Annotated in this window: 19 protein-coding genes and 1 tRNA gene; 10 read left to right on the plus strand and 10 right to left on the minus strand. The window is 43.4% G+C overall.

The window, feature by feature from the left end; genetic code table 11:
* Window positions 1-21 precede the first annotated feature (21 nt).
* Together BLR32_RS17815 and BLR32_RS17820 are read left to right on the plus strand one after the other, a co-directional pair.
* The gene (locus tag BLR32_RS17815) at window positions 22-372 is read left to right on the plus strand and encodes a sigma-70 family RNA polymerase sigma factor (RefSeq protein ID WP_089834210.1); all 351 of its coding nucleotides are present in this window, start codon (window positions 22-24) and stop codon (window positions 370-372) included.
* A gap of 58 nt (window positions 373-430) precedes the next feature.
* Window positions 431-1,666 carry a FecR family protein gene (locus BLR32_RS17820; RefSeq protein WP_089834211.1) on the plus strand — a complete coding sequence of 412 codons (1,236 nt, stop codon included), beginning with the start codon at window positions 431-433 and terminating at the stop codon, window positions 1,664-1,666.
* Window positions 1,667-1,677: 11 nt separating this feature from the next.
* On the opposite strand, the gene BLR32_RS17825 is transcribed toward BLR32_RS17820, so the two are convergent.
* Window positions 1,678-2,142, minus strand: coding sequence for a response regulator (locus tag BLR32_RS17825; RefSeq protein WP_089834212.1), 465 nt, complete (start codon window positions 2,140-2,142; stop codon window positions 1,678-1,680).
* 424 nt (window positions 2,143-2,566) lie between these two features.
* Here BLR32_RS17825 and BLR32_RS17830 point away from each other — a divergent pair, with 424 nt between their 5' ends.
* The 3 genes from BLR32_RS17830 to BLR32_RS34490 are packed head-to-tail and all read left to right on the plus strand — an operon-like array spanning window position 2,567 to window position 4,451.
* Window positions 2,567-3,157 carry a LemA family protein gene (locus BLR32_RS17830; RefSeq protein ID WP_089834213.1) on the plus strand — a complete coding sequence of 197 codons (591 nt, stop codon included), beginning with the start codon at window positions 2,567-2,569 and terminating at the stop codon, window positions 3,155-3,157.
* Between the two features lie 12 nt (window positions 3,158-3,169).
* The gene (locus tag BLR32_RS17835; protein WP_089834214.1) at window positions 3,170-3,625 is read left to right on the plus strand and encodes a TPM domain-containing protein; all 456 of its coding nucleotides are present in this window, start codon (window positions 3,170-3,172) and stop codon (window positions 3,623-3,625) included.
* A gap of 37 nt (window positions 3,626-3,662) precedes the next feature.
* On the plus strand, window positions 3,663-4,451 hold the full coding sequence (locus tag BLR32_RS34490; RefSeq protein ID WP_089834215.1) for a TPM domain-containing protein: 789 nt from the start codon (window positions 3,663-3,665) through the stop codon (window positions 4,449-4,451).
* Window positions 4,452-4,510: 59 nt separating this feature from the next.
* On the opposite strand, the gene BLR32_RS17845 is transcribed toward BLR32_RS34490, so the two are convergent.
* From BLR32_RS17845 to gap, 4 genes are all read right to left on the minus strand, one after another.
* Window positions 4,511-7,663, minus strand: coding sequence for a sensor histidine kinase (locus BLR32_RS17845; protein ID WP_089834216.1), 3,153 nt, complete (start codon window positions 7,661-7,663; stop codon window positions 4,511-4,513).
* Window positions 7,664-7,679: 16 nt separating this feature from the next.
* Window positions 7,680-8,942, minus strand: a complete 1,263-nt coding sequence (gene dctA, locus BLR32_RS17850; protein WP_089834217.1) for a C4-dicarboxylate transporter DctA — start codon at window positions 8,940-8,942, stop codon at window positions 7,680-7,682.
* Window positions 8,943-9,025: 83 nt separating this feature from the next.
* Window positions 9,026-10,222 carry a phosphoglycerate kinase gene (locus BLR32_RS17855; protein WP_089834218.1) on the minus strand — a complete coding sequence of 399 codons (1,197 nt, stop codon included), beginning with the start codon at window positions 10,220-10,222 and terminating at the stop codon, window positions 9,026-9,028.
* Between the two features lie 116 nt (window positions 10,223-10,338).
* Entirely contained in the window at window positions 10,339-11,355 is a 1,017-nt protein-coding gene (gene gap / locus BLR32_RS17860) for a type I glyceraldehyde-3-phosphate dehydrogenase (RefSeq protein ID WP_089834219.1), read from the minus strand.
* A gap of 167 nt (window positions 11,356-11,522) precedes the next feature.
* On the opposite strand from gap, the gene BLR32_RS17865 reads away from it, so the two are divergent.
* Window positions 11,523-11,597, plus strand: a tRNA-Glu gene (locus BLR32_RS17865).
* A 49-nt stretch (window positions 11,598-11,646) separates the two neighbouring features.
* Here the strand turns inward: BLR32_RS17865 and BLR32_RS17870 are convergent.
* A complete protein-coding gene (locus tag BLR32_RS17870) occupies window positions 11,647-12,585 on the minus strand; it encodes a CE1 family esterase (protein WP_089834220.1) in 939 nt (312 codons plus the stop codon).
* Between the two features lie 90 nt (window positions 12,586-12,675).
* On the opposite strand from BLR32_RS17870, the gene BLR32_RS17875 reads away from it, so the two are divergent.
* Complete coding sequence (locus BLR32_RS17875; protein WP_218124213.1) at window positions 12,676-13,035, plus strand: winged helix-turn-helix transcriptional regulator; 360 nt, start codon at window positions 12,676-12,678, stop codon at window positions 13,033-13,035.
* 123 nt (window positions 13,036-13,158) lie between these two features.
* A complete protein-coding gene (locus tag BLR32_RS17880; protein ID WP_089834221.1) occupies window positions 13,159-13,749 on the plus strand; it encodes a hypothetical protein in 591 nt (196 codons plus the stop codon).
* 508 nt (window positions 13,750-14,257) lie between these two features.
* On the opposite strand, the gene BLR32_RS17885 is transcribed toward BLR32_RS17880, so the two are convergent.
* Window positions 14,258-17,239, minus strand: a complete 2,982-nt coding sequence (locus BLR32_RS17885) for a CHAT domain-containing protein (protein ID WP_089834222.1) — start codon at window positions 17,237-17,239, stop codon at window positions 14,258-14,260.
* A 54-nt stretch (window positions 17,240-17,293) separates the two neighbouring features.
* Between BLR32_RS17885 and BLR32_RS17890 the strand changes: the two genes are divergently transcribed.
* Entirely contained in the window at window positions 17,294-18,028 is a 735-nt protein-coding gene (locus BLR32_RS17890; RefSeq protein WP_089834223.1) for a hypothetical protein, read from the plus strand.
* 207 nt (window positions 18,029-18,235) lie between these two features.
* Here the strand turns inward: BLR32_RS17890 and BLR32_RS17895 are convergent, their stop codons facing one another.
* The 3 genes from BLR32_RS17895 to BLR32_RS17905 all read right to left on the minus strand — a co-directional run bounded on the left by BLR32_RS17895 (window position 18,236) and on the right by BLR32_RS17905 (window position 21,215).
* On the minus strand, window positions 18,236-18,415 hold the full coding sequence (locus BLR32_RS17895; protein ID WP_089834224.1) for a hypothetical protein: 180 nt from the start codon (window positions 18,413-18,415) through the stop codon (window positions 18,236-18,238).
* 55 nt (window positions 18,416-18,470) lie between these two features.
* Window positions 18,471-18,929 carry a DUF6934 family protein gene (locus BLR32_RS17900; protein WP_089834225.1) on the minus strand — a complete coding sequence of 153 codons (459 nt, stop codon included), beginning with the start codon at window positions 18,927-18,929 and terminating at the stop codon, window positions 18,471-18,473.
* Window positions 18,930-19,106: 177 nt separating this feature from the next.
* Window positions 19,107-21,215 (minus strand): hypothetical protein, encoded by a 2,109-nt coding sequence (locus BLR32_RS17905; RefSeq protein WP_143011512.1) that lies wholly within the window; start codon window positions 21,213-21,215, stop codon window positions 19,107-19,109.
* 241 nt (window positions 21,216-21,456) lie between these two features.
* On the opposite strand from BLR32_RS17905, the gene BLR32_RS17910 reads away from it, so the two are divergent.
* A complete protein-coding gene (locus tag BLR32_RS17910) occupies window positions 21,457-22,602 on the plus strand; it encodes a papain-like cysteine protease family protein (RefSeq protein ID WP_089834227.1) in 1,146 nt (381 codons plus the stop codon).
* Window positions 22,603-22,669: the final 67 nt, after the last annotated feature.

Below are 22,669 nucleotides of genomic sequence, written 5' to 3' on the forward strand. Positions count from 1 at the left end.
ACTACACCAATCCCAAAAAGTATGCAAATCAGCGAGGACATCACAATGTTATCAGCCCTCCAGAAAGATAACAGACTTGAGGCTTACCAATACTTCTTTATGAAATACTATAAGCCCCTTTGCTTTAAAGCCTGCCAGATGCTGGGGAACGAGCAACGCGCTAAAGAAGAAGTGCAGCAATTATTTATAGAAGTATGGAAAAAGAAAATTTACAGGCAAATATCCCATTCTCCGGGAGGGTTCTTTTATCAGCTTTTATATGAGCGATGCCAGAGGATACAACAACAGGCAGCACCCAGTACCTGTCCGCCTTGTCAGACAGGACCTGCCGTTGTACCCCAGGCCTTATCTCCCCGGTTGAGCATATCGTGACCCTGTCATTCAAGAACACAACATAAATTTTACCCTCAATTAATCTTCACAGCACAAGATGAAATACGACCAAGAGTATATATACACATTACTCCTGCGTAAGCAACTGGGCGAATTAAGTGAAGTAGAAGATACGTTGCTGCAAAACGTCATACATACCGATGAACAAGTTCGTAAATGTTACTATGAACAGGAAGAAGCTAAACTATATACTGACAATGCTTTTCTTGACGATCTGCGGGTAGAACATGACTGGTTGAAAGTAGCAGCTATCCTTGCTCCCAAGCCCTTACATACGAGGATCTTTCAGTTTGCCAGACAGCATAGCACTGCTGCAGCTGTATTTGTTACAGCCGTAGCCTGTGCGGGCAGCTGGATGGTTTATACGCAGGGCTATTTTCAGACGCCTACCGAAACACCGGCGTATGCGTCCATGGTATACCACAAGGCGCCACCGGCAGTAAAGAAAACCACCCCTGCAGCTGTGGTATTACCGGCCGATACTACCGTCCATGTCACTACCACACCAGCCGTACCTGCCGGTAATATGCCAGCAGCACCTGCCGGAGATACTGTTGCCATGGACGCGATCAGTCCACTGGCCGGCAGGCGGATCACGCACGACAGCATCTATCTGAGCAGCACCATCGAGTGGAATACACTGACGGTACCGCCCAGAACGGATTACAGGATTGAACTGTCCGACGGTACGGAAGTACACCTGAATGCCAGTTCCACACTGCGGTTCCCGTTCATCTTCCCCGGCAGGACCAGGGAGGTTTACCTGGAAGGAGAGGCATTCTTCACCGTAGCGCATGACCCGAAGCACCCGTTTATTGTGCATACGGGTACCACTTCCGTGATTGCATTGGGCACGGAATTTAACGTAAACTCTTACGATCACAATATCATCACAACCTCCCTTGTCACAGGCAGTGTGGTAACAGATGTAGGCGATAGTCTGGATGTAACCCTGAAACCGGGCTATGAGGCTATTTACAGGCCGGGTGAACGTTTTAAGGTAAAGCGTTTTGACGAGAACGTTACCCTGGGCTGGAGAGATGGGATCTTCCGTTTTCAGAATAAACCGCTGGAAGATATCATTCCGGTGATGAAGCGCTGGTTTGGGCTGAAGGTTTCATTTGCAAAACCCGGTATGGCGGACCAGCTCATTTCCGGCGATCTTGATAAGGATAAACCCGTTACTGACTTTCTGAACGATATCTGCCGGGCAAAAGGTCTTGACTTCAAGATCTATGACGGTACCATTCACTTTACCGTACAAAAACAATAGGCGGAGAAAAATCAGGAAATCAGTTTCTGCCGTAGCAGGAATTCAAGTTTCTCGTTTACATCCAGCAACTTGGCTGTTAGCTCTTTATTCTCTTTCCGGAGGGAGTAAACTTCGTATGCCTTATCTATATTCTGCTTCAGCTCATCGTCATTCCAGGGCTTCGAGAAGTATTTGTATACCTGCCCTTTATTGATGGCATCTATTACAGCATTGATATCAGCATAACCGGTTAACAGCATCCGGATCGGTTCCGGATATTTATCGAGAATGGATTCGAAGAACTCTATTCCCGTCATTTTGGGCATCCGCTGATCAGAAATGATGATGTGTATTTCCTGCTTTGCCAGCACCTCTTCTGCCTCCTCTGCCGAAGTAGCCGTAAACACTGTGTAGAGCCTACGGAATGATGCCTTAAAAGCATTTAAATTGTGTATCTCATCATCAACATACAGGATATGGATGTGTTGTGCACTCATTGACGCTGCCTTAGATTCAAATAATTAAAAAAACGCGTTACAAACGAATGAAAGAAGATAGACACTGAAATACAAGCGCTTATATTGGACCCGTTCATGGATAACTTCTTCAGATACAAGCTGTTCCGTACCTTGCTACCGTGAAATATTAGTAAAATTATAGAGAAACGTACATAACACTGCCGTTTTTTTTGACAATGACGATATCTTTTCTGTGAAAGTGAAATAACGCCGTTTTATCGTTTACGCGACATCCTTGCAGATTAAAAAAAAGCTCCTATGTTTGCTGTTGCTATCCAGTTTATTTCATGGAGGTCTGACCGGATGCCCCCAAACTGCATTCTAAGTTACGATAAACCAAAGTGATATAGTACTGTTGTATTTTAAACTGCAAACCATAGATTAAACTTAAATCCTTATTAACATGAAAAAAAACACGCTTGTTATTTTAATTATCATAGCCGTAATTGTAATTCTCGGCGGTTGTGGAGTTTCTAAATATAACAGTATCGTGAACCTGGATGAATCTGTAAAAACATCCTGGGGTACCGTACAGAGCCAGTATCAACGCAGATCAGACCTCATCCCGAATCTTGTTGCAACTGTAAAAGGCGCTGCCAACTTTGAGACAGAAACGCTGACCAAAGTGGTGGAAGCACGCGCGAAGGCTACATCCATTAACGTAAATCCGGAGGACCTTACTCCTGAAAAAATGCAGCAGTTCCAGCAGGCGCAGGGCCAGCTCAGCACCGCATTGGGAAGATTACTTATGGTTACTGAAAACTATCCTCAGCTGCAGGCTAACCAGAACTTCCGTGACCTGCAGGCACAGATAGAAGGTACTGAAAACCGCATCGCTGTTGCGCGTAAAGATTTCAACGAAACTGCCAGAGTATATAACAGCACCATCCGTACCTTCCCGAACAATATCGTGGCGGGCTTCGGTGGCTTCCAGCAGAGACCTTATTTCGAAGCACAGGCGGGTGCAGAGAATGCTCCTAAAGTGCAATTCTAAACACAATCCTGTATGAGCATATTCCCATTCAAAAAAAAGGAGCTCCTGACAGAGGCTGAAAAACAACAACTGGTACAGGCTATACGCGATTCAGAAAGGCTTACCAGCGGAGAGATCAGGCTGTACGTGGAAAGCCGTTGCAAGTATGTCAGTCCTATGGACCGTGCACAGGAAATATTCCTGCAGCTGGGCATGGACAAGACTAAACGTAGTAACGGCGTGATCGTGTACATTGCCATGAAGGACCGCCAGTTTGCCATCCTGGGAGACCGGGGCATTCACGAGAAAGTAGGCGGCGACTTCTGGGTAAAAGAAGGAGAACTGCTGATCAGCCATTTCCAGAAGAATGACTACGTAGGCGGCATAGAAGCCTGTATCAGGGAGATAGGAGAATCGCTTTGCAAGTATTTTCCTTTTGAAGGGGACGACGAAAACGAATTACCCGACGACATAGTGATCGGAAGATAAGCGGCGGCTGATCATCCTCCGCACTGTAAAATTTTATATGATGAGGAAAATATGCTGGTTATGGCTGGTTATACTGTTATTCACCGGATGGAAAGTGCAGGGGCAGGATATTCCTCCCCGTCCCAATCCTCCAAGACTGGTAAATGACTTTGCAGGCGTATTGTTAGGCAACGAAGCGGAAATGCTGGAGCAGAAACTCCGCGCCTATAACGATAGTACCTCCACACAGATTGCGATCGTAACGATGAACACCATCGGCGATTACGAAAGCAGTGAAGTGGGTTTAAAGATCCTGCGTGATTGGGGTATCGGTACTAAAGGTAAAAACAATGGTATCCTGATACTCGCTGTTATACAAGACAGGAAAGTACGTATCGAGACCGGCTATGGCATGGAAGGTGTGGTGCCCGACGCGATAGCCAACCGTATCATAGACGAAGCGCTTAAACCTAATTTCCGTCAGCAGCACTACTACCAGGGCTTTGACGAAGCGACTGACAAGATCATTGCAGCTGCTGCAGGTGAGTACAAAGCAACTCCCGGCAGCCGGGGAGGTAAGGGAAGACCTGCCAGTGCCCTGTTCATGACCATCTTTGTCATTGTCATTGCTATTCTCCTCCTGTGGCGAGGCGGAGGCGGTGGCGGCACGACCATCAGCAGAAGAGGTTCCGGCGGCTGGATAGGCCCTACTATAGGAGGTCTCGGTGGCTTTGGTGGTTTCGGTGGCGGAAGTTCCGGCGGAGGCTGGGGCGGCGGTGGAGGCGGAGGCTTCGGTGGCTTTGGTGGCGGCTCCGGTGGTGGAGGCGGCGCCAGCGGCAACTGGTAATAACGTAAATACCGTATAAAAGAAACAGGCTGTTACGCGATGCGAACAGCCTGTTTCTTTTATACCTCTGTCAGCGGGAACCAGACACTCACCCGTGTACCTGCCGGCTGCCCGGCTTCATCGTACAGGTCTTCTATATCAAATGTAGCATCCAGGTTGAAACGTCTGTTATACAGCGCCAGCCTGTCTCTTGTGATCTGTAGTCCGCGGGAATGATGCTCATTTCCCTGCTGCCGCTGTGCAGCTGCTTTCTCCCTGCCAATACCATTGTCTTCTATCACACACAACAAACTTCCCTCCCGCTGCTCGAAAGTAATCGATAAGCGGCCATCTCCTTTCTTATGTAACAATCCATGCCAGATGGCGTTCTCCACAAAAGGCTGTAAGATCATGGTGGGAATATCTGTAAAGTCAGGATCCAGGGCATCATCCACCGTAATGTTATAACTGAACTGGTCTCCAAACCGTAGTTTCTCCAGCTCCAGGTAGTTCTCCAGCATCCTTAGCTCTTTTGATATAGGGATACTGTTTAACTGTGAATTGTCCAGTACATTCCTGATCAGCCTTGCAAAACGGCTTAGGTAAGACAGTGCCTGCTCCGTTTCCCGCTTCATCATGAAGGTCTGGATGGAGTTCAGGGCATTGAAAATAAAATGAGGGTTCATCTGCGCACGCAGTGCTTTCATTTCCAGCTGCGCTATCTGCTGCTGGATAACCGCCCGGCGGCGTGCTTCCTTCTTAATAGCGTTCACCCGCAGTTTAAAATAGATGTAGATCAGTACGATGATCCCCAATGCACATAACACCCGGAACCAGGCCGTTTGCCAGAACGCGGGTAATATATTGATCGTAAGAGTGGTTATCCCTGTTGAAAAGGTACCGGCAGGATTCACGCTACGCACTTTGAACAGGTAACTACCTGGCGGGAGATTAGTATATCTTGCTATTAGCAATCCTTCAGCCTTTACCCATTCTTCGTCAACCCCTTCCATCTGGTACAGGTACCCGACCGACTCATGATGATACTGCAGGCTTTTGAATTCAATACTGATAAAGTTCTGCCGGTGCGATAAGGTAACCGGTGTATATCGTCCACCCTCCACTCCGATATTGATCACACTGTCCATGGCCCGGAAACCCAGTATCGTCACATTCGGCGGAGGAGGCGCTACTTCCAGGGCGGCCGGATCGAATATCACAAAGTGATCCGAAGCGCCCACCATCAAACGGCCATCCAGCAACTGACTTACAGAACGACGCACCTTCCTGTTATTATCAATAATATCTCCCGACTGTACGAATGTTTCAATCGTTCCCTGCTGCCGGTTGAAGCGGTAAAAGCCGTACTGGGTTGTGAACCAGACGCCTGTCTTACCGATCACCTGCAGGTTCAGCACCCATTCGTCGAAGAGGGCGCCGTTGATCATCAGGGGTCTCCCCTTCGCGTTGATGGTATTATAGATCCAGAGACCATGATCTGTTCCCGCTACCAACGTACTGTCATCCAGGAATTCTATACAGGTGATATTGCTAACCGTCAGTTTATCCTGCAGGAAAAGCGTTGATCCGTTTACCTTCCCTGTTTTTATATTAAACCTGATCAGGCCTGCATCGCTGGTGGCTATCCACAACAGCGAATCATGCTGACGGGCTACATCCATTACCGTTATAGGCCGTCTTACATATTCCAGCAGTCCGGGGTAACGTACGAATTCATTGGTACGCGTATCCCATCTGACCAGCCCTCTCTTATATAATCCTATCCATACAGCAGTATCATTTTCCGGCAACATCGTCATCAGGGTCTGCTCACCAAACGTCGGGGAATGATAGTGATTCACGAACATGCCCTTCTCCGGATCAAATACTGAGAGATGGCCATTCTCCTGCCCTACCAGCACTTTCCCATCCTCCATCTCAGCAAAACTCCAGACAAGACTTCGCTCTTCCGGCAATTGCCAGGCAGGGCTCCTGGCATTATGCTGGAACTGCCCCTTCAGCTCCAGCGAAGGATTTAACCAGTTGAATCCCTTTCCCCAATATCCGGCATAGATATTCCCCCGGCTGTCCTGGAACAGTCCTGTCACTTCCGCTCTGGGCAATCGTTCAGCGGTACCTTTAAACACAGTACGATGGTCCATGATCCGGAAGGAGCTGTCCGGCATATTCAAGATGTTCACACCGAGATCTGTTCCCACCCAGAGACGGCCGTTACGGTCATTCAGGAAACAATTCACCTCAAAATCGTAATGCAGACTCTGATCATCTTCGTTATGGGCCTGGATATTTGTGGTGAATTGGCCTGTACTTTCATTGAACCTGTAGATGCCTCCGTTTTCGGAGGATACCCAGATATTCATTCCTTTGTCTTCCACGATATCCGTCACCATATTCCCATTGCCAGAGGGCAAGGTAAAAGAATAGGCATTCAGCTGATGGGTATCAGGATGATATTGATAGAGCGTATCGCCGGCCCTGGCAGCCACCCATATACGTTGCCGGTGGTCTATATAAAATCTTTTAACGCTGCTCCTGATAGCAAGCAGGGGGTTACGATGAGGATTGTTTGCATGATAATAGAGATGCTTTCGGGGAGGGTCGAACATATAGATGCCATCCCGCCCGCTGATCCACAGATTACCTTTTTCATCTTCAATGATCGTGCTGTAAAGGTCTCCCCGTATCGCTTCTGGAATATTGGCAGGCTTGATAAAACGGCGATGCGCCTCATCATACTGTAACAGGCCTTCCTGTGTGGTAGCCCATATCACGCCAGCGTGGTCCTGTATGATGCGGCTACAATTCAGGTTACCGTGCAGAGAGGGAGGAATGTCGATCTTTAGTACCGCTACTGCTGACAATGCAGGGTCATAGTACCGGATATTGTCAGGAGCGCCCATCCAGATCCTTCCTTTATTGTCTTCACACAGGCAGATATCATCATAATAAATAGATCCGGGTACCTTATCAAAACTGGCGATCGTTACCAGGTTCATTCCGTCATAGCGTTGCAGCGCGGTGCTGGCGATCCATATAAAGCCTTTGCTATCCTGGAGGATCGCGGAAACGTGATTACTGGCCAGGCCATCTTTGCGGTCCAGGTGTGAGAAAGTATAGGCAGTTCCCTGCGCCTGCATGTCCAGGCAATACCATGCCGTCAGCCATAGCAGCAAGGCTGAGACAGATAAGCGTTTCGACAAATGCAGTTTCATCAAGGTGGTGAAAGCGTTAAATTGTTTTTTGTACCCTGGCTATTCCGACAGCTGCCTGGTACTTCCCTTCATCAAAAGCATTTTCACTTTTAGCCATCACGATAGTGGCTACGCCATTTCCGATAAGGTTAGTAATAGCACGCGCTTCCGACATAAAACGGTCTACACCGATCAGAATACCCAATCCTTCGATGGGGATTACCTTAATAGCGGTCAGGGTAGATGCCAGTACGATAAATCCACTGCCGGTAATACCAGCAGCTCCTTTTGAGGTTATCATCAGTATGCCGATGATGGTCAGCTCCTGCCAGATGTCCAAATTTACACCATAGACCTGAGCCAGAAATATCACCGCCATAGAAAGATAAATGCTGGTGCCATCCAGGTTGAAGGAATAGCCGGCTGGTACTACCAGTCCAACTACCTGCCTGGCGCATCCCAGTTCTTCCAGCCGCGCCATCAGACCTGGTAAGGCGGATTCGGAGGAAGAGGTGCCCAGTACGATCAGTATTTCATTGCGGATAAATTTAAGATATTGCCACAGACTGAAACGATAAATACGTGCAATGCCTGCCAGCACTACACCTATGAACAATAACATTGTCAGGTATACACAGCCCATCAGTTTCAGCATCGGGTATAAAGAGGCGAGTCCGAAGCTGCCTATCGTATAGGCCATTCCACCAAAGGCGCCCAGCGGGGCCAGTCGCATGATAAATTTGAGGATGTTAAAAAACACTTCGGATAATTTCTCGAAAGTTGCCAGCAATGAGTTGCCAGCGCCATTCATCCTGGTAAGACCGTAACCAAACAACACAGCAAAGATCAGTACCTGGAGGATGTCTCCTTTCGCGAAAGAGTCTACCACATTGGAGGGAACGATGTGCATGAGAAACTCAGACCATTTAAACTCCTCCGCCTGTTGCTGGTATTTCGTCACGGCAGCGGTATTCACATTCTGAAAAGCTCTGCCTACACCTGGTTTCAGCTGATTGGCTACTATCAATCCGATGGCAATGGCCAGGGTGGTAATGATCTCAAAGTATAGTATTGCCTTCCCCCCTACACGACCCACTTTCTTCATGTCTCCCATACGGGCGATACCCAGTACGATGGTCAGGAAGATGATAGGAGCGATCAGCATTTTGATCAGGTTAATGAACATTTCACTCATTAACTTACCTGTAGGGGCGATGGAGGGGAATAGGGCGCCGGCGAGTATGCCAAGGATAATTGCAACGACTACCTGGAAGTATAGATGCCTGAATAGTTTACTCATACAGTCAAGATACAAAAAAACGCTTAACGCTGCGTGCAATCTGCACACAGCGCCAAGCGTTCCCGTAATATGATATGTAACGATTATCCTTTGATAGCGGCAATACCAGGAAGGGTTTTACCTTCAAAGAATTCCAGCATTGCACCACCACCGGTAGATACGTAACTTACTTTTTCAGCCAGGCCAAACTGGTTTACTGCAGCTACAGAGTCACCACCGCCTACCAGGGAGAATGCACCCTGTGCAGTAGCGTTCACGATAGCATCAGCTACAGCTTTGGTACCTTTCTGGAAAGCTGGCATTTCAAAAACACCCATCGGACCATTCCACAGGATAGTTTTTGACTGTTGGATCGTTTCGCTGAACACCGCTACAGATTTCTCTCCGATATCCAGTCCCATCCATCCTGCAGGGATGTTGTCATTACTCACCACCTGGGTGTTGGCATCAGCAGCAAATTTATCAGCAGCTACTGAATCCACAGGCAGGATCAGCTGTACGCCCTTCGCTTTTGCTTTGGCCAGCAGTTCAAGTGCCAGTTCCAGTTTATCATTTTCGCAGAGGGAGTTACCGATCTCTTTACCCTGAGCCTTCAGGAAGGTGTAAGCCATACCACCACCGATGATGATGTTGTTAGCTTTTTCCATCAGGTTCTCGATGATCAGGATCTTGTCGCTCACTTTAGCACCACCCAGGATAGCGGTGAAAGGTTTACCAGCACCGTTCAGTACTTTCTCTGCGTTACCTACTTCTGCTTCCATCAGCAGGCCAAACATACGTCTGTTGGCAGGATAGAATTCAGCGATAACAGCTGTAGAAGCGTGTGCGCGGTGAGCGGTACCAAAGGCGTCGTTCACGTAAACATCACCCAGTTTGGACAGTTTTTCTGCGAAGCCTTTATCACCTTTTTCTTCTTCTTTATAGAAGCGCAGGTTCTCCAGCAGGAGTACTTCTCCGGCCTGCAGGTTAGCAGCTGCAGCTTCTGCTACAGGGCCGATGCAGTCTTCGGCAAATTTCACTGTAACACCATCCAGCAGTTTTACCAGGTGGTACACCAGGTGTTTCAGGGAATACTTCTCGGTAGGACCATCTTTCGGACGACCCAGGTGAGACATCAGGATCACGCTACCGCCATCTTTCAGGATTTTCTTGATAGTTGGCACGGCAGCCGTCATACGGGTATCGTCAGTGATCTCGTATTTATCATTAAGAGGCACGTTAAAATCAACACGTACCACTGCCTTATGGCCGTTGAAATTGAAGTCGGAGAATTGACTCATTTGCAATTATTTTAAAAGATGGAGAAGTAATCTGAGAATAAAATATAAATGGTGAACAGTGAATGGTGTGTATTACCACCATTTACCATTCACCACTTACAATATTAGCAATAAGCCTATTTGCTGATCAGACCGGCGAAGTACTTAACAGTACGTACCAGCTGAGATACATAGCTCATTTCGTTATCGTACCAGGATACGGTTTTAACCAGTTGTTTGTCGCCCACAGCAACGATTTTGGTCTGTGTAGCATCAAACAGGGAACCGTAGGTGATACCGATGATATCGCTGCTCACGATTTCATCCTGTGTATAACCGAAAGACTCGCTGGAAGCGGCTTTCATAGCGGCGTTGATTTCGTCAACAGTCACTTTCTTCTTCAGAACGGTTACCAGTTCAGTCAGGGAGCCGGTGATAGTTGGAACACGCTGAGCGCTACCATCCAGTTTACCTTTCAGGCCAGGCAGTACCAGACCGATGGCTTTAGCGGCGCCGGTGCTGTTTGGAACGATGTTAGCAGCAGCAGCACGGGCACGGCGCAGGTCACCTTTCGGGTGAGGAGCGTCGAGTGTATTCTGGTCGTTGGTGTAAGCGTGGATAGTGGTCATAGTACCCAGTTCGATGCCGAAGCTATCGTCCAGTACTTTTGCCATTGGCGCCAGACAGTTAGTAGTACATGAAGCGCAGGAAATGATAGTTTCGCTACCATCCAGGATGTCATGGTTTACGTTGAAAACTACTGTTTTCAGGTCGCCGGTAGCAGGAGCAGAGATAACTACTCTTTTAGCACCTGCGGTCAGGTGAGCGGCAGCTTTATCTTTATCTGTAAAGAAACCTGTAGATTCAATCACCACATCAATACCATGTTCTTTCCAGGGAATTTGTGAAGGATCTCTCTGTGCGTATATTTTCACTTCGTTGCCGTCAACGATGATGGCATTATCAGAATGTTTAACTTCTGAATCGAAACGACCCTGTGCAGAATCGTACTTCAACAGATGAGCTAATACAGCGGGACTTGTAAGGTCATTAATAGCTACCACGTCTATACCTGGCATCTTGTAGATCTGACGGTATACTAAGCGGCCGATACGACCAAAACCATTAATACCGATTTTAAGATTAGTTCCCATTTTACACTGAGTTTGTTGAGATTGAAAAAAATTGAGTAGCGAATTTACAAGCTATAGCGGGATAAAGCAATATAAATTTAAGTTAAGCAACTTTTTTTTGAAAATATCAAAATTGAGATTACCTTTGCAGTCCTCTAAACATGGAGAGCATGTCAAAGAGGGGATTAGCCGCGTTGGTCAATCGGCTAAGACGCCTCCCTTTCACGGAGGAATGACGGGTTCGACTCCCGTACGCGGTACCAACAGAAGAAGGGAACATCGAATGATGTTCCTTTTTTTATTTATACCATGCTAGTCCTGATTCAAGCCTTTGAAAAAATCCCATATCAGTGCAGGAGCGTCTACACCTTTAGTCATATTGCCCATTTTACTAATTGGTATCCTGAAGTTCCTGTTAGGAATGGTGTGTCCTCCGTCCGATATATCAAGGAAAGAAATCTGTTTACCGGCAGCTGTGGCATAATTTGAGAGCGTTGCGCTTTGAGTAATAGCAATTGTGGATTGAATATCGAACTTATCCTTTTGCAGCCAATACTGTAAAGTTTCTTTTGAACTTCTCACTTCTCCAAAGCTTTTTCCATTCAAAAAGATCTCACCTCCTTTGTATGGAACAATGGGGTCTTGTTGTCCGGTCATATAAAACAGCGATACCGGATGCATTGCATTTTCACATTTATCATTTGAAGGCGTACCCAGGTTAGCATCAATAACCGCAAATCCTTTAAACCATTGAGGATATTGTCTTGCTAAGCTCATTACCATCTCTCCCCCATTTGAATAACCAACAGCAAATACTTCGGAGGTATCAATATGATAGTTTTCCTTAAAATAGCGGATCATCTGTTTTGTAAATTCAATATCGTTTATATTCATTTCGCCCGCAGGATAGGGTGCTACTTTTCTGCAACCATTCCAGTTATTCTTAAACCCATTGGGATATGCGATAATTGTGTGTTGCTCTTTATCAGACAGCTCATCAAATTCGTGCCCGGTGAATATTTGCATGATATTACCGTTAATACCGGAACCATGGTATAAGATTATTAGCCGTGGACGCGCTGTTATTTTCTTTGGCAAGTGGTATAAAAATGTCCTGTCCCTGCCTTCGATTTTTAATGTGGCACTTTTCAACGGATGTAATACATTCCAGCGATACAGGTAAAGAAACATCCCTATCATCATTACTATTATGAAAACAATTATTCCTGTCAGCATTTTCTTATGTTTCATTATTGCAAAAATGAGTTCTCTATAGTTTACTTTTGCTATGCATTTACTTTTAGTAACTAGTTTCCAAAACGAAACCAATCTGATAATCAAATGAATATACAGGACTGCATTACGCCCTGCACGCAAAAACCAAAATTGGTACTGGCCATCAGAGATGCCATGGAAGTATTAAATGGCAAATGGAAGATTCTGATCATAGGTACGCTGATGGCTGGAGGGAAGAAACGTTTTATGGAACTGTTAAGAGAAGTAGATGGAATCGCTGCAAAGATGTTGTCGAAAGAATTGCAGGAACTGGAAATGCATAAATTAATTTCCCGCACGGTATGTAATACCAAGCCCATTACAGTAGAATATGAGATTACCGAGTATGGAAAGAAACTGGAAAAGATACTACTGGAGTTAACTAACTGGGGAATGGAACACAGGGAAATGATCCTGAAGGGATAACTAAAAGCTGCTCAAAATCTTCAACTAATGTCAGAAATAGTAGCACTGCACACATTTATGATGATATTTCTATAAAACATAATTATCCATATCTTGCCTTCATATTAAAACTCCCTAACCAACATGAAAAAAATTTTCTGCATCATCCTTCTGCAATTTGCGGCTGTGCAGCTCTTTTCTCAATCAATTCAGTATGAAATAGCAAACTGTAACGGCGAACGTCGGACCCTACTATTTCTGAATCAGATAACCAGTGTCCTGCACGCATCCAAAGGAGAGTTATCACTTAAGAAAAATCTGTCGCTCAAATTCAGCCGTGATAGTCACCTCAATTTAGATAGCCTGGATCTGGTAGCCATCAGGTTCGGTAAAGCATTTCCTAAAAACTACTGGAGTCAAGGTGTTCCGGTTATTACACTAGATACCAGGCCCAATGAGGAAGGACGCATCTGGTTTGAAAACGTGTACGTTGAAGAAGATAGCAAGGGGAACATTAAACCTATAGCTGCGCTAAAAGTGGTTTTTGAGGGCAATGATGCCGGGAAAGAAAGAGTTTCTCCAAAAATCCTCAATATCATTTATATCTCTGATCCCAAAGCACTTAAAAAGTACATTGCCGTTATAAAGCAGTTAAAAATAGCAAACAATATAAAAACTACAAATGTCCTCAAAGAGGCCGAAAACGCTCCGCCACCACCAATAAGGAATCTGTAAGATTGTTTCCCCAGCATCAAAGAGTAGTGAGTTCTCATTTTACGTCTTTTCCCCGGCTATGCTATTACGATCGGGCTGCTGGTGCAGGGACACAATGTCAGAGAAAATGCGTTAGCATTTATATTCTCTTGGCGAGCAAAAATGAAATTTTTCCTGCTAAATCAACGTCAAGTTTTTTGAATCATTACAAAATCGCCCATCCAATAGTTCGACACCTGTCCGGCCCGTTGTACCAACAGGACGGGGATAGTACGAGAGTATTATCTCCGTTTTTATTTTAGGGCAGATCGGGGGCCATTGGGTGACGGCAAGGAAGATCCCATTTACACAGAAGGTTCAACTCTGGTCGTTTTTCCGGTTATAGGACATTTCTTCAGGAAAGAGTAAGAATTGAAGTTGCTGTTTTTCGACATAGGTGGCTAGATCCCATTGGTTGTGGGTTGTTTTATTCAGCTCCTTTGGACTTCCAATGCTTTCTCGCTTTCCCGGTCTTCTCCTGTTTGTTCTTTTAACTCTTAATTAACACAAACCCCGCCCAATAATATGGATTCCTATACAACCTCTTCATCTTCTCCTGCGCTCCTATCAACGCCCTTGACGCGGCCTCTCCTTTCACAATCCTTTCATAAAAATACCTCATCATCTCTGCTGTATGCTTATCTGAAATATTCCACAACGTCACTAAAACCTCATCCACGCCTGCTAGTGAAAACGCTCTCTGAAATCCTTGCACCCCCTCGAATCCATAAATTTTCCCAAGTCCTGTTTCACAAGCAGACAGCACCACCAGCTTAGTACCGGACAAATCCATTTTCTCAATATCCTGCGCAGATAAAATCCCATCATTTAACTTATCTGCATGCATATTATTAGCGCCGGCAAACACCAGATTACAATTTCGCATAGCAGTAATAGATTGAAATACATTGAGCCTATCACTGGTAACATCTACCGAAACCACCTCCTGCCCTTTATCATAATATCCATGCGAAGCCACGTGAATAACATCATAATGTCCCCCTGACAAAGACCTGAATTTTTTCTCTGTCGCATTCCCGTCTGTTATAGCCTCACTTGACACCTCATGTCCGGCTAATAGCTTATCAATATCCTTCACTTCACCCAAAGTAGCAACTAACCTGTTAAAGCGCCTTTTCACCGAGTTATTATGTTGACTGCGTTGACTGCCATAGTCAATGCCTCCAAAGAGAATAACGCTCCCATTAAGAGATGTCATTGAATTACTCTCTTTCAAAATACGGGTACTACCCACTATATCATAAGTAAGACCAGATTCTTCCAATAATGCAGGAAATGATACCTGGTGAAGGATTCCGGACGGCGATATAAATAAATGACCAGATTGCATAGTATTCTCGGTAATAGGAGCAATCAGCAGTTTTCTCATTAGGGCAATTGAATGAACATAAGTTATATTTATTTGCGCAATAAGGTTCTCTCGGTCATTAATTAGTTTATTCAAATCTTGTTCTTTACAAATCCTAACCAATTTGGGATAAGAAAAATCTGCCTGTAATATTAATGCATAATAATCATTTGACCTGCTGCTATCAGATAAGTTATATGATGGAAAATATTCAACAGCAACATCTCCTACAGCCAATCCATTCTTCACATCCTGCCATGTAATCTCTAATGGATCATATGATTTAAAATCAGGTCGTGATCTTAGGGAATGTAGGAAATTCTTCTCCTTTAATAACACATCAATCTGATTAGCATTCACATCCTTTTCCTGTAGCAACTGGAGATATTGTGTCTTTAATAAGCTATCATGTAAAAGACGACGTTGATAGCGATTCGTATAAAGGACCAGATTTTTAGAAGCAAGGATATTATTGTACAGCTGCATATTTGCTGCTGGTGTATTAATTCTCACTAGAATAGCATTAATAATTTCTAACTGTTGCTGTATCTGATCCGCATAAACATCCCGTTCATATTCATTCAAATAAATCAGCTTATTAACAGCCTCGTTAAAAACGGAAGCGGTTATATCCTTTAATGTAGTTAGATCAGAAATATTTCTTCTCTGCATCAACTGGCAAAATAGGGATACTATATATATACGGTTTTTAAAATCAACTGGCACTTGTTTATAACTATTCAACCTGGCAGTAATATCATGAAAGATTTGTTCAGCACCTGCATAATTTCCAAACTTCAAGTAGCAATATCCCAATTGATAGCGGGCATGTTCATACTCTAAAGAATTATTACCATACCTCTTTTCAATTTTCTCTATAATACCTTCATAACAATCTAGTGAAGCTGATATAAATTGTTCTCTGTCGCTAAGCGAAGGTGAAAAAAAAGATAAAAACGACTGCCACCACCCTTTTTTAATCACATTTTTATTACCAGTATTACTAACCGACACCATCTCACAATATTTCGCTTTTGTCATCAGATAAGTAATATAGAATTCACTTTTGCTTTTCTTCTCAGCAAATGGGATCGCTTCTATCAACAACTTTCCCGCTGCCTGTGTGTTTTTAAGCAGCAAGTGTCCCCATGCAGCTGAGATAAGGTGATATAAATATTGAGATGACTTTTTACTTAATTTAGCTTTCCTGTAAATGTCCAGATTATTTATATGCAGTGTTGCATATGTCTTTTCATCCCCCGACTTCAATGCATATTCCGCTACCTCTTCCTGACATTCAATGAAATACCTCGTATCAGCTTTATCGGCATATTCAATAAAAGACATCAGCTCAATATTACAGCTATCCGCTTTCTCAAATTTTCTATATTTCAAATAAAGATCAATCAATGCAGTCAATGGATAAACTTTATAATCCTTCCGCTTTGATAATAGGGCAGTATCAGTTAAATGAAGAATATTATTATACTCCTGAATAGACTCATTTTTCAGACTGTCGAAATTGCTTAAGCAATAGGCATAGTTAATACTTACAGCGTATTGTTCATCTAATTTAGCAAGTCTTCCATCTTCTGTATTTTGATAATATTTTGTCAGTACAAATATTGGCCAGGGGGAATTGCCAAATACTGCATTCTTCTTTGCTTTTTTTGCATAACTTAGTGCCTCTTCAAATTGGGCATTACGTACTAGCTCCTCGGATTGTTCAAGATATTTATACTTATCGGCCATAAGCTTATAGAACTTTAGCTCTAGATAATTAATCTGAAAAAAGTTTAGCCCCTGCATGACCAGCAATAGCGCAATAAAACCAATTCCTAACAATAATTTTTTGAATGAAAAATTATTGAATAGATCCATTACTCCAATCATAATAAGCCAGAGGAGCATCAGTAATACGGCCAGGCCTCCAATCACAAGAATAAACGTTCTCAACCAGGAAAAGAAGCTCCAGAATCCCTCTGGTTTAACTATATACCAGATCAAATGAGCAATATTAACTATAACAAACACTATTAGAATGGCTATAACGACAAAGCTTATTCCTGAAAATGAATCTTTTATCTTTCCTAAGCGTCCCATAAGTATAATCTGGATATTTTTTTTATTTTCAATTTAGTTAAATAACCAGTTCAAATGAACCTTGAGAGAAAAATAGGTATTGTCACAGGAGTACTGACTATAATTGGAACTATCTATGCACTTTTTGTAACAAACGTTATTACATGGAAGAAAGATGCGCTTGAAACCCAGGAAAAGAAAAACACTCTGAACGCAGCAGAACCGCGCTTGACAGTCTGTTATGCAGAGGTATCAGGAGACCTTAACCGGGCCCAAGGCTCAAGTGCGAGTAAAGAACCTGAACTCGCTAATTTAGCCAGCCTTCGTATCGCTGATAATGGCCTGCTCTCATGTACAGAAGCTTGCCTGAATATTGCAAGTAAAAAAAAGCTTAAGACACATACTATATATCTGCTAATAGAAAATAAGGGAAAAGATCCTGCCTCAGGCATTAAAATAGAATACACCATATGTGGTCTATCCAATATAGTTAAGATAAAAGATAGTATTGTCGGCACCTTTGACTATGAAACTGCTATTTTATCTGCAGCTGATAACCAGTCTAAATATATACAAACCGTTCCCTTTGAAATTGAAAGCGGCATGAAAATTTTGGTACCTGTATTAATAGCGACAGTTGGACCAAAGGCTAAGGATCTGAGCCAGGAATGGCAAATTGTATCTAGGCTTGTTTATTTACCAAGAATTATGAAATACAAAAGTGAGATTAGTAAGAAAGATTATGCTGATTCCGTAAGGAGAATGGAGGCGCCGATGAAGGCGTCAGATTTGGTGAATATAAGGGGATGATATAGATAGTATCCAATGACAAATATTGCATAAATAACATATTTCCTCTTAACGTTATAGATGTAACGACCTACTATTACTCTTTTTGTTTTTGTATTATTGATAGATTGCGAAAACCTATTATAAATTGAAATAGTATCATACTAATAAGAAACGCCTATAACCGCACTACCAATGGTAGCTCGCTACAATAACAAACAACGATTATTAACGGGACTTGGGATTAAGATGCGATGGAAGGCCTACTTTTTTGAGAAGTCTTTTTACAGCTTGAGCCTTTTTCTCAAAAAAAGGATGCCCTTCAAATGAAGGCAACGTCGGATCTACAGTAACCAATGGCTTGGTACCAACCTTGATAAGTCCCTTCTTTTTTGGCTTATTTGACATAATGCAAAGATAATTATTTTTATCCTCTTCTAAAAAACACCTAATAAACTGATAATCAAAATATAAACATCCCCTTCTGATATCCTAAAAATGCTTGATAATTTACTCCTTTCCGGAAGAGCTCCCATTGATCACCTTCTAATAATCCATATACTTCAAAGACCGGTTCAATTCGTTCCCAATGCTTATTTATATTCATCTGGTATAACCGGGTTCTGACTTTGTTTGTACCCTGGACAGAGACTATTGAGTTGGCGAATAAATTTGTAAAATCATAAATAATTGAACCAAGCGTACCCATAATAACATCAACGTCTTTGTTATCGCTTACGGCGGTATCGGAAATATCACCAGTTACAGGATCTAAGTCCCCAAATCCAAAATTGTAAAGATTATCTTCAATAAGATTAAATTTTGCAATCTTTTGTATTGACCCTTGAGGACCATTGCTGGTAAAATGATAGGCCATAAAGGTTTTATCACTCGTATACTGGTATTTATCAAGACCAAACATAGGTCGCAATATACAATTGAATCCAATCCGAAAAACCAATGTTAATAACTGTATATCAGCTCCATATGCATCCAAACACCTACATTATCTAACTGAAATTCTGCAAAAAAAAGTTTGACGTTTGTTCGCCATGCAGGACCAACATGAACGAGGATACTACGTACCTTTCCCACACACCTACTTTTCCTCCTTTCGCGGATTCTTCAATATCGAAAAAAACGGATTCCAGGGCATTTCTACCTTTTCTTTTTTCGCGTCCTCCAGCATTTCCTCAGTCGCCATTTTCGGAAGCTCCACCCTGATTCCTTTTTTAAGATCGATTATCGCACCTACAGGAGCATGATCACTAAACGCTTTTTGTTTCCCCTGGTCTGTTGTCCATTTATCTGTTTCACTGTGATCCGTATCAACAGGTTCCAGGCCACCGCCTCCCCGTTTAACAATACCACCACTCACGACATTGGTATCCTTATTTACAAGGATAATATCTGCCTGGTTGTATTTGACCTTATCTTTTTTATTCGACCATCTATTTGTTGCGGCAGTAGTATCACCAGCAATTTTCACTCCCTTCTCCTCAAAAACAGTCTCGGCTTTTTTATTGCTTTCAACGTGATCCTTCGGATTAATGTACAGATCACCAATCATCACCTCATTCGGGTTCTTACGCTTCGACATATCTTCAAGGGCAGTGGATATCTGGCTAAAAACCTTCATTCTCTTCTTACCATCTGTGGTTTTTCCTTCATCACTTGGCGAGGTATGCACAACATTCAACGCGAGGTTTACATTTCTTTCTTCACTATTGATTGAATACCGTCGTATTGGTCTGTAAGTGTCCTTCTCCTCTGCCTCTATATTAACCATCGTTGCTACATTATGAACATGCGCATCGAGGTACTCAATATACTTATTGAAAGATGGTTCATCCAGGCCCTTCACGAATACCAAGACAGAATTTGCCCATGTTTGCAACTGAGTATAATAAGCTTTATTAGGTTTGTTTTCAGTTTTGTCCATAGGTATAACATCTTCAAACGGCTTAAACCCCTGGGATTTCAATTCCTTGTTAAGATCTTCTATAAATGAAAGTATACTGTTATTCCCGTCCTCGATACGCCTTTTCAGTTCCCAATTTCCTCCCCGGTCACGCCAAACATCCCTATCTCTATGACTTTCATTCCATTTGAAATATCCGTCTTCCATATCAACATCCTCATTGTGGAAATCGATTTCTTCATCGCCAGCGTTGTTTTCCAGTTCTTTGAAGTACTCCCACAATCCAGCAGAACGAAGATCCTTTTCTTTCTGCTCATCTGTCATGTTGACATAGGCATTTTTTTCTTCCTCCGTTAAGGGGGGAGCTAATGATTTTTTAAATTCTTCCTCGTTAAGTCGTACAGGCACACCTATCTCCATATTGTCAGACTCTTCCAAAACATCCATGCCACTTCCGGGATAGTAAGAATCAGTGCTGGTTATGCTCCAATCACTATTTGCTCTTGTAACAACAACATAATCCTCACTCTGTCCTACGCCACCGGTCTTTTTAAGCGCCCCCATAGGAAGGCCGCCGGTTATTACCCGCAATCCGGCACGGTCTATCAGCTTTTCAAACAACTCAACATCATTTACTTCCTGTACTACCATAATATCCAGCCACTTGTTTTTCTTAAACATATCAGCGATCTCGCTGACTTTCTTTTTATTAAATGCTATCGCTTCTTTTCCACTGCCGAAGTGAGCTATGTTCCAGGTCACAATTCCTACCTGTTGAGGATTACCTGATCCTTTCTTCTTATTTGATTTCTCCGTTTTTCTTTTTTTTACGGGCTTATCAGTTTCTGATCTTGCTCTTTTCCTTCCCCGCGGCTGTTCTTCCGTTAATAGATCTTTCTCCTCATGCTGTTCTTTTCTGTGACGCTCTATAGATTCTTCATAGCCCTCTCTATTTCTTAACAATTTGTAATGTCTGAATTCTCTATCCGTCATATTATCAAAGTCTACCTCATCTTCACTTTCCACATACGTCTGCTTTAATTCGGAATAATATGCTAACGCCTCAGCAACTGTTCGTTGTACAACAAGTCCCGGGCCTTTGAGAGAAATTTGTTGGGTATTAGAAGAGTCATTGAATGGAGTATTCTCTTTTCCATGAAGCGATGGTGAGTCTTTCCTCTGAAATGGAGCAACAGCGGTCTTCGATATCCCCAGTGAACTATTATTATTAGCCGCAGCCCGCGAAGAACTGCCGGAGGTGTTAACACTTCTTTTTTCTTGTCGCATAGGGTAATGTATTAGCGTTTGCTCATCAATTGACACAACGGGTATTCGAAGATAATTAAAAGCGGGGCAAACTGGACCGTTTTTCTCACTATTCCTTTTCTGTAAGCATATGAGGGCCATAGGGTTCCGATCGCATAAATCAGGTATTTATACGCTTTTCAGAAATGACAGAAGCAGGTAATTTTGTTCTCACGATTTCCACAACGAGCTGCTGATTTTTCAACCCCAAACATTATACATCATGAATTTCACAAATCTTCAGGAGCAGGTTATTCAAAAACCTTTTGTAGAAGAGCTATTTCTCTGGAACAAATTTTATTCAAGCACAGTACTTAACTTTAACATGGAAGCGCAAACACAGTCCAATTGGTGCTGGGCCGCGACTTCCAAAAGCGTATCGTTCTTTTATTCAGCATTGCTGAACCCATGGACACAATGTAAAATAGCATCTTCCGAGCTAGGACAGACCTGCTGCACATCACCCGTTCCGGGCCCTTGTAATGTACCCTGGTACCTCGATAAGGCGCTCACCCGTACCAAAAACTTTGTTGAATTAAAGTATGGTACAATGACCTGGGAAGCTGTTAAAGCAGAGATTGATGCCGGACTGGTAGTGGGTACCCGTATAGGCTGGTCTGGTGGCGGTGGGCACTTTATGGTGATCTACGGCGTGTCTAAGATCTTTAACACAAAGTATTTCCATATAGATGATCCTATCTACGGCAAAAGCGTACTCACCGTTAACCAGTTTTCTACCAACTATCAGGGCAGTGGTTCCTGGACACACAGTTATATCACGAAAAAACACTTTTATTTTATGTGGATCAAAGAACTCACATTCAAACCGGAATTACTCAAGCCAATCCCTGAGGTTCGCCCGCTGATACGTTTACAGCGTCCTGACCTGAAGGCCGACAAGAGCGCAGCCGAACTGGAATTGAGCTTTGCACACCACACGTATATTGTAGGGCTGAAAGATATCGATAAGGATATCACGATTCCTGAAAGGCCTAGTTCCCTCCGTGTGATAGAACTGGATCAACGGAAACCTGTAGCACTCTATGATCTCGCTACTACAGAAGAAGATCCACAGGTATTACAGGTAAGTACTGACGATGATTACCTCAATCGCATTGAGAACGGCATGGAAAAAATAAAATTCAGCCTGCAGGAAAAAGAGATAGAAGGAGAAATGAGAGTGCTGAAGTTCCCTGCGCTGAACCTGGAAGCACTTTGGTTGCATACAGAAAATAAGGAAAATGACCGCTATTATCTGCTCCGCCACTTTGGCCAGGAAGATAATGTACTCAATGAAGCCAGTTTCAAAGAGCTGGTGTTCAGACAGAAAGCTGTCACAGAAAAACAAGACGACCTTATGGGCGCTTAATATTACAAATCGCCGGCCTGAAAGGGGCTGGCGATTTGACTTTATCGCGTCCTTTTGCTTATTTTTA

This window comes from Chitinophaga filiformis, from assembly GCF_900102545.1.
GTDB classification, from domain to species: Bacteria; Bacteroidota; Bacteroidia; order Chitinophagales; family Chitinophagaceae; genus Chitinophaga; species Chitinophaga filiformis.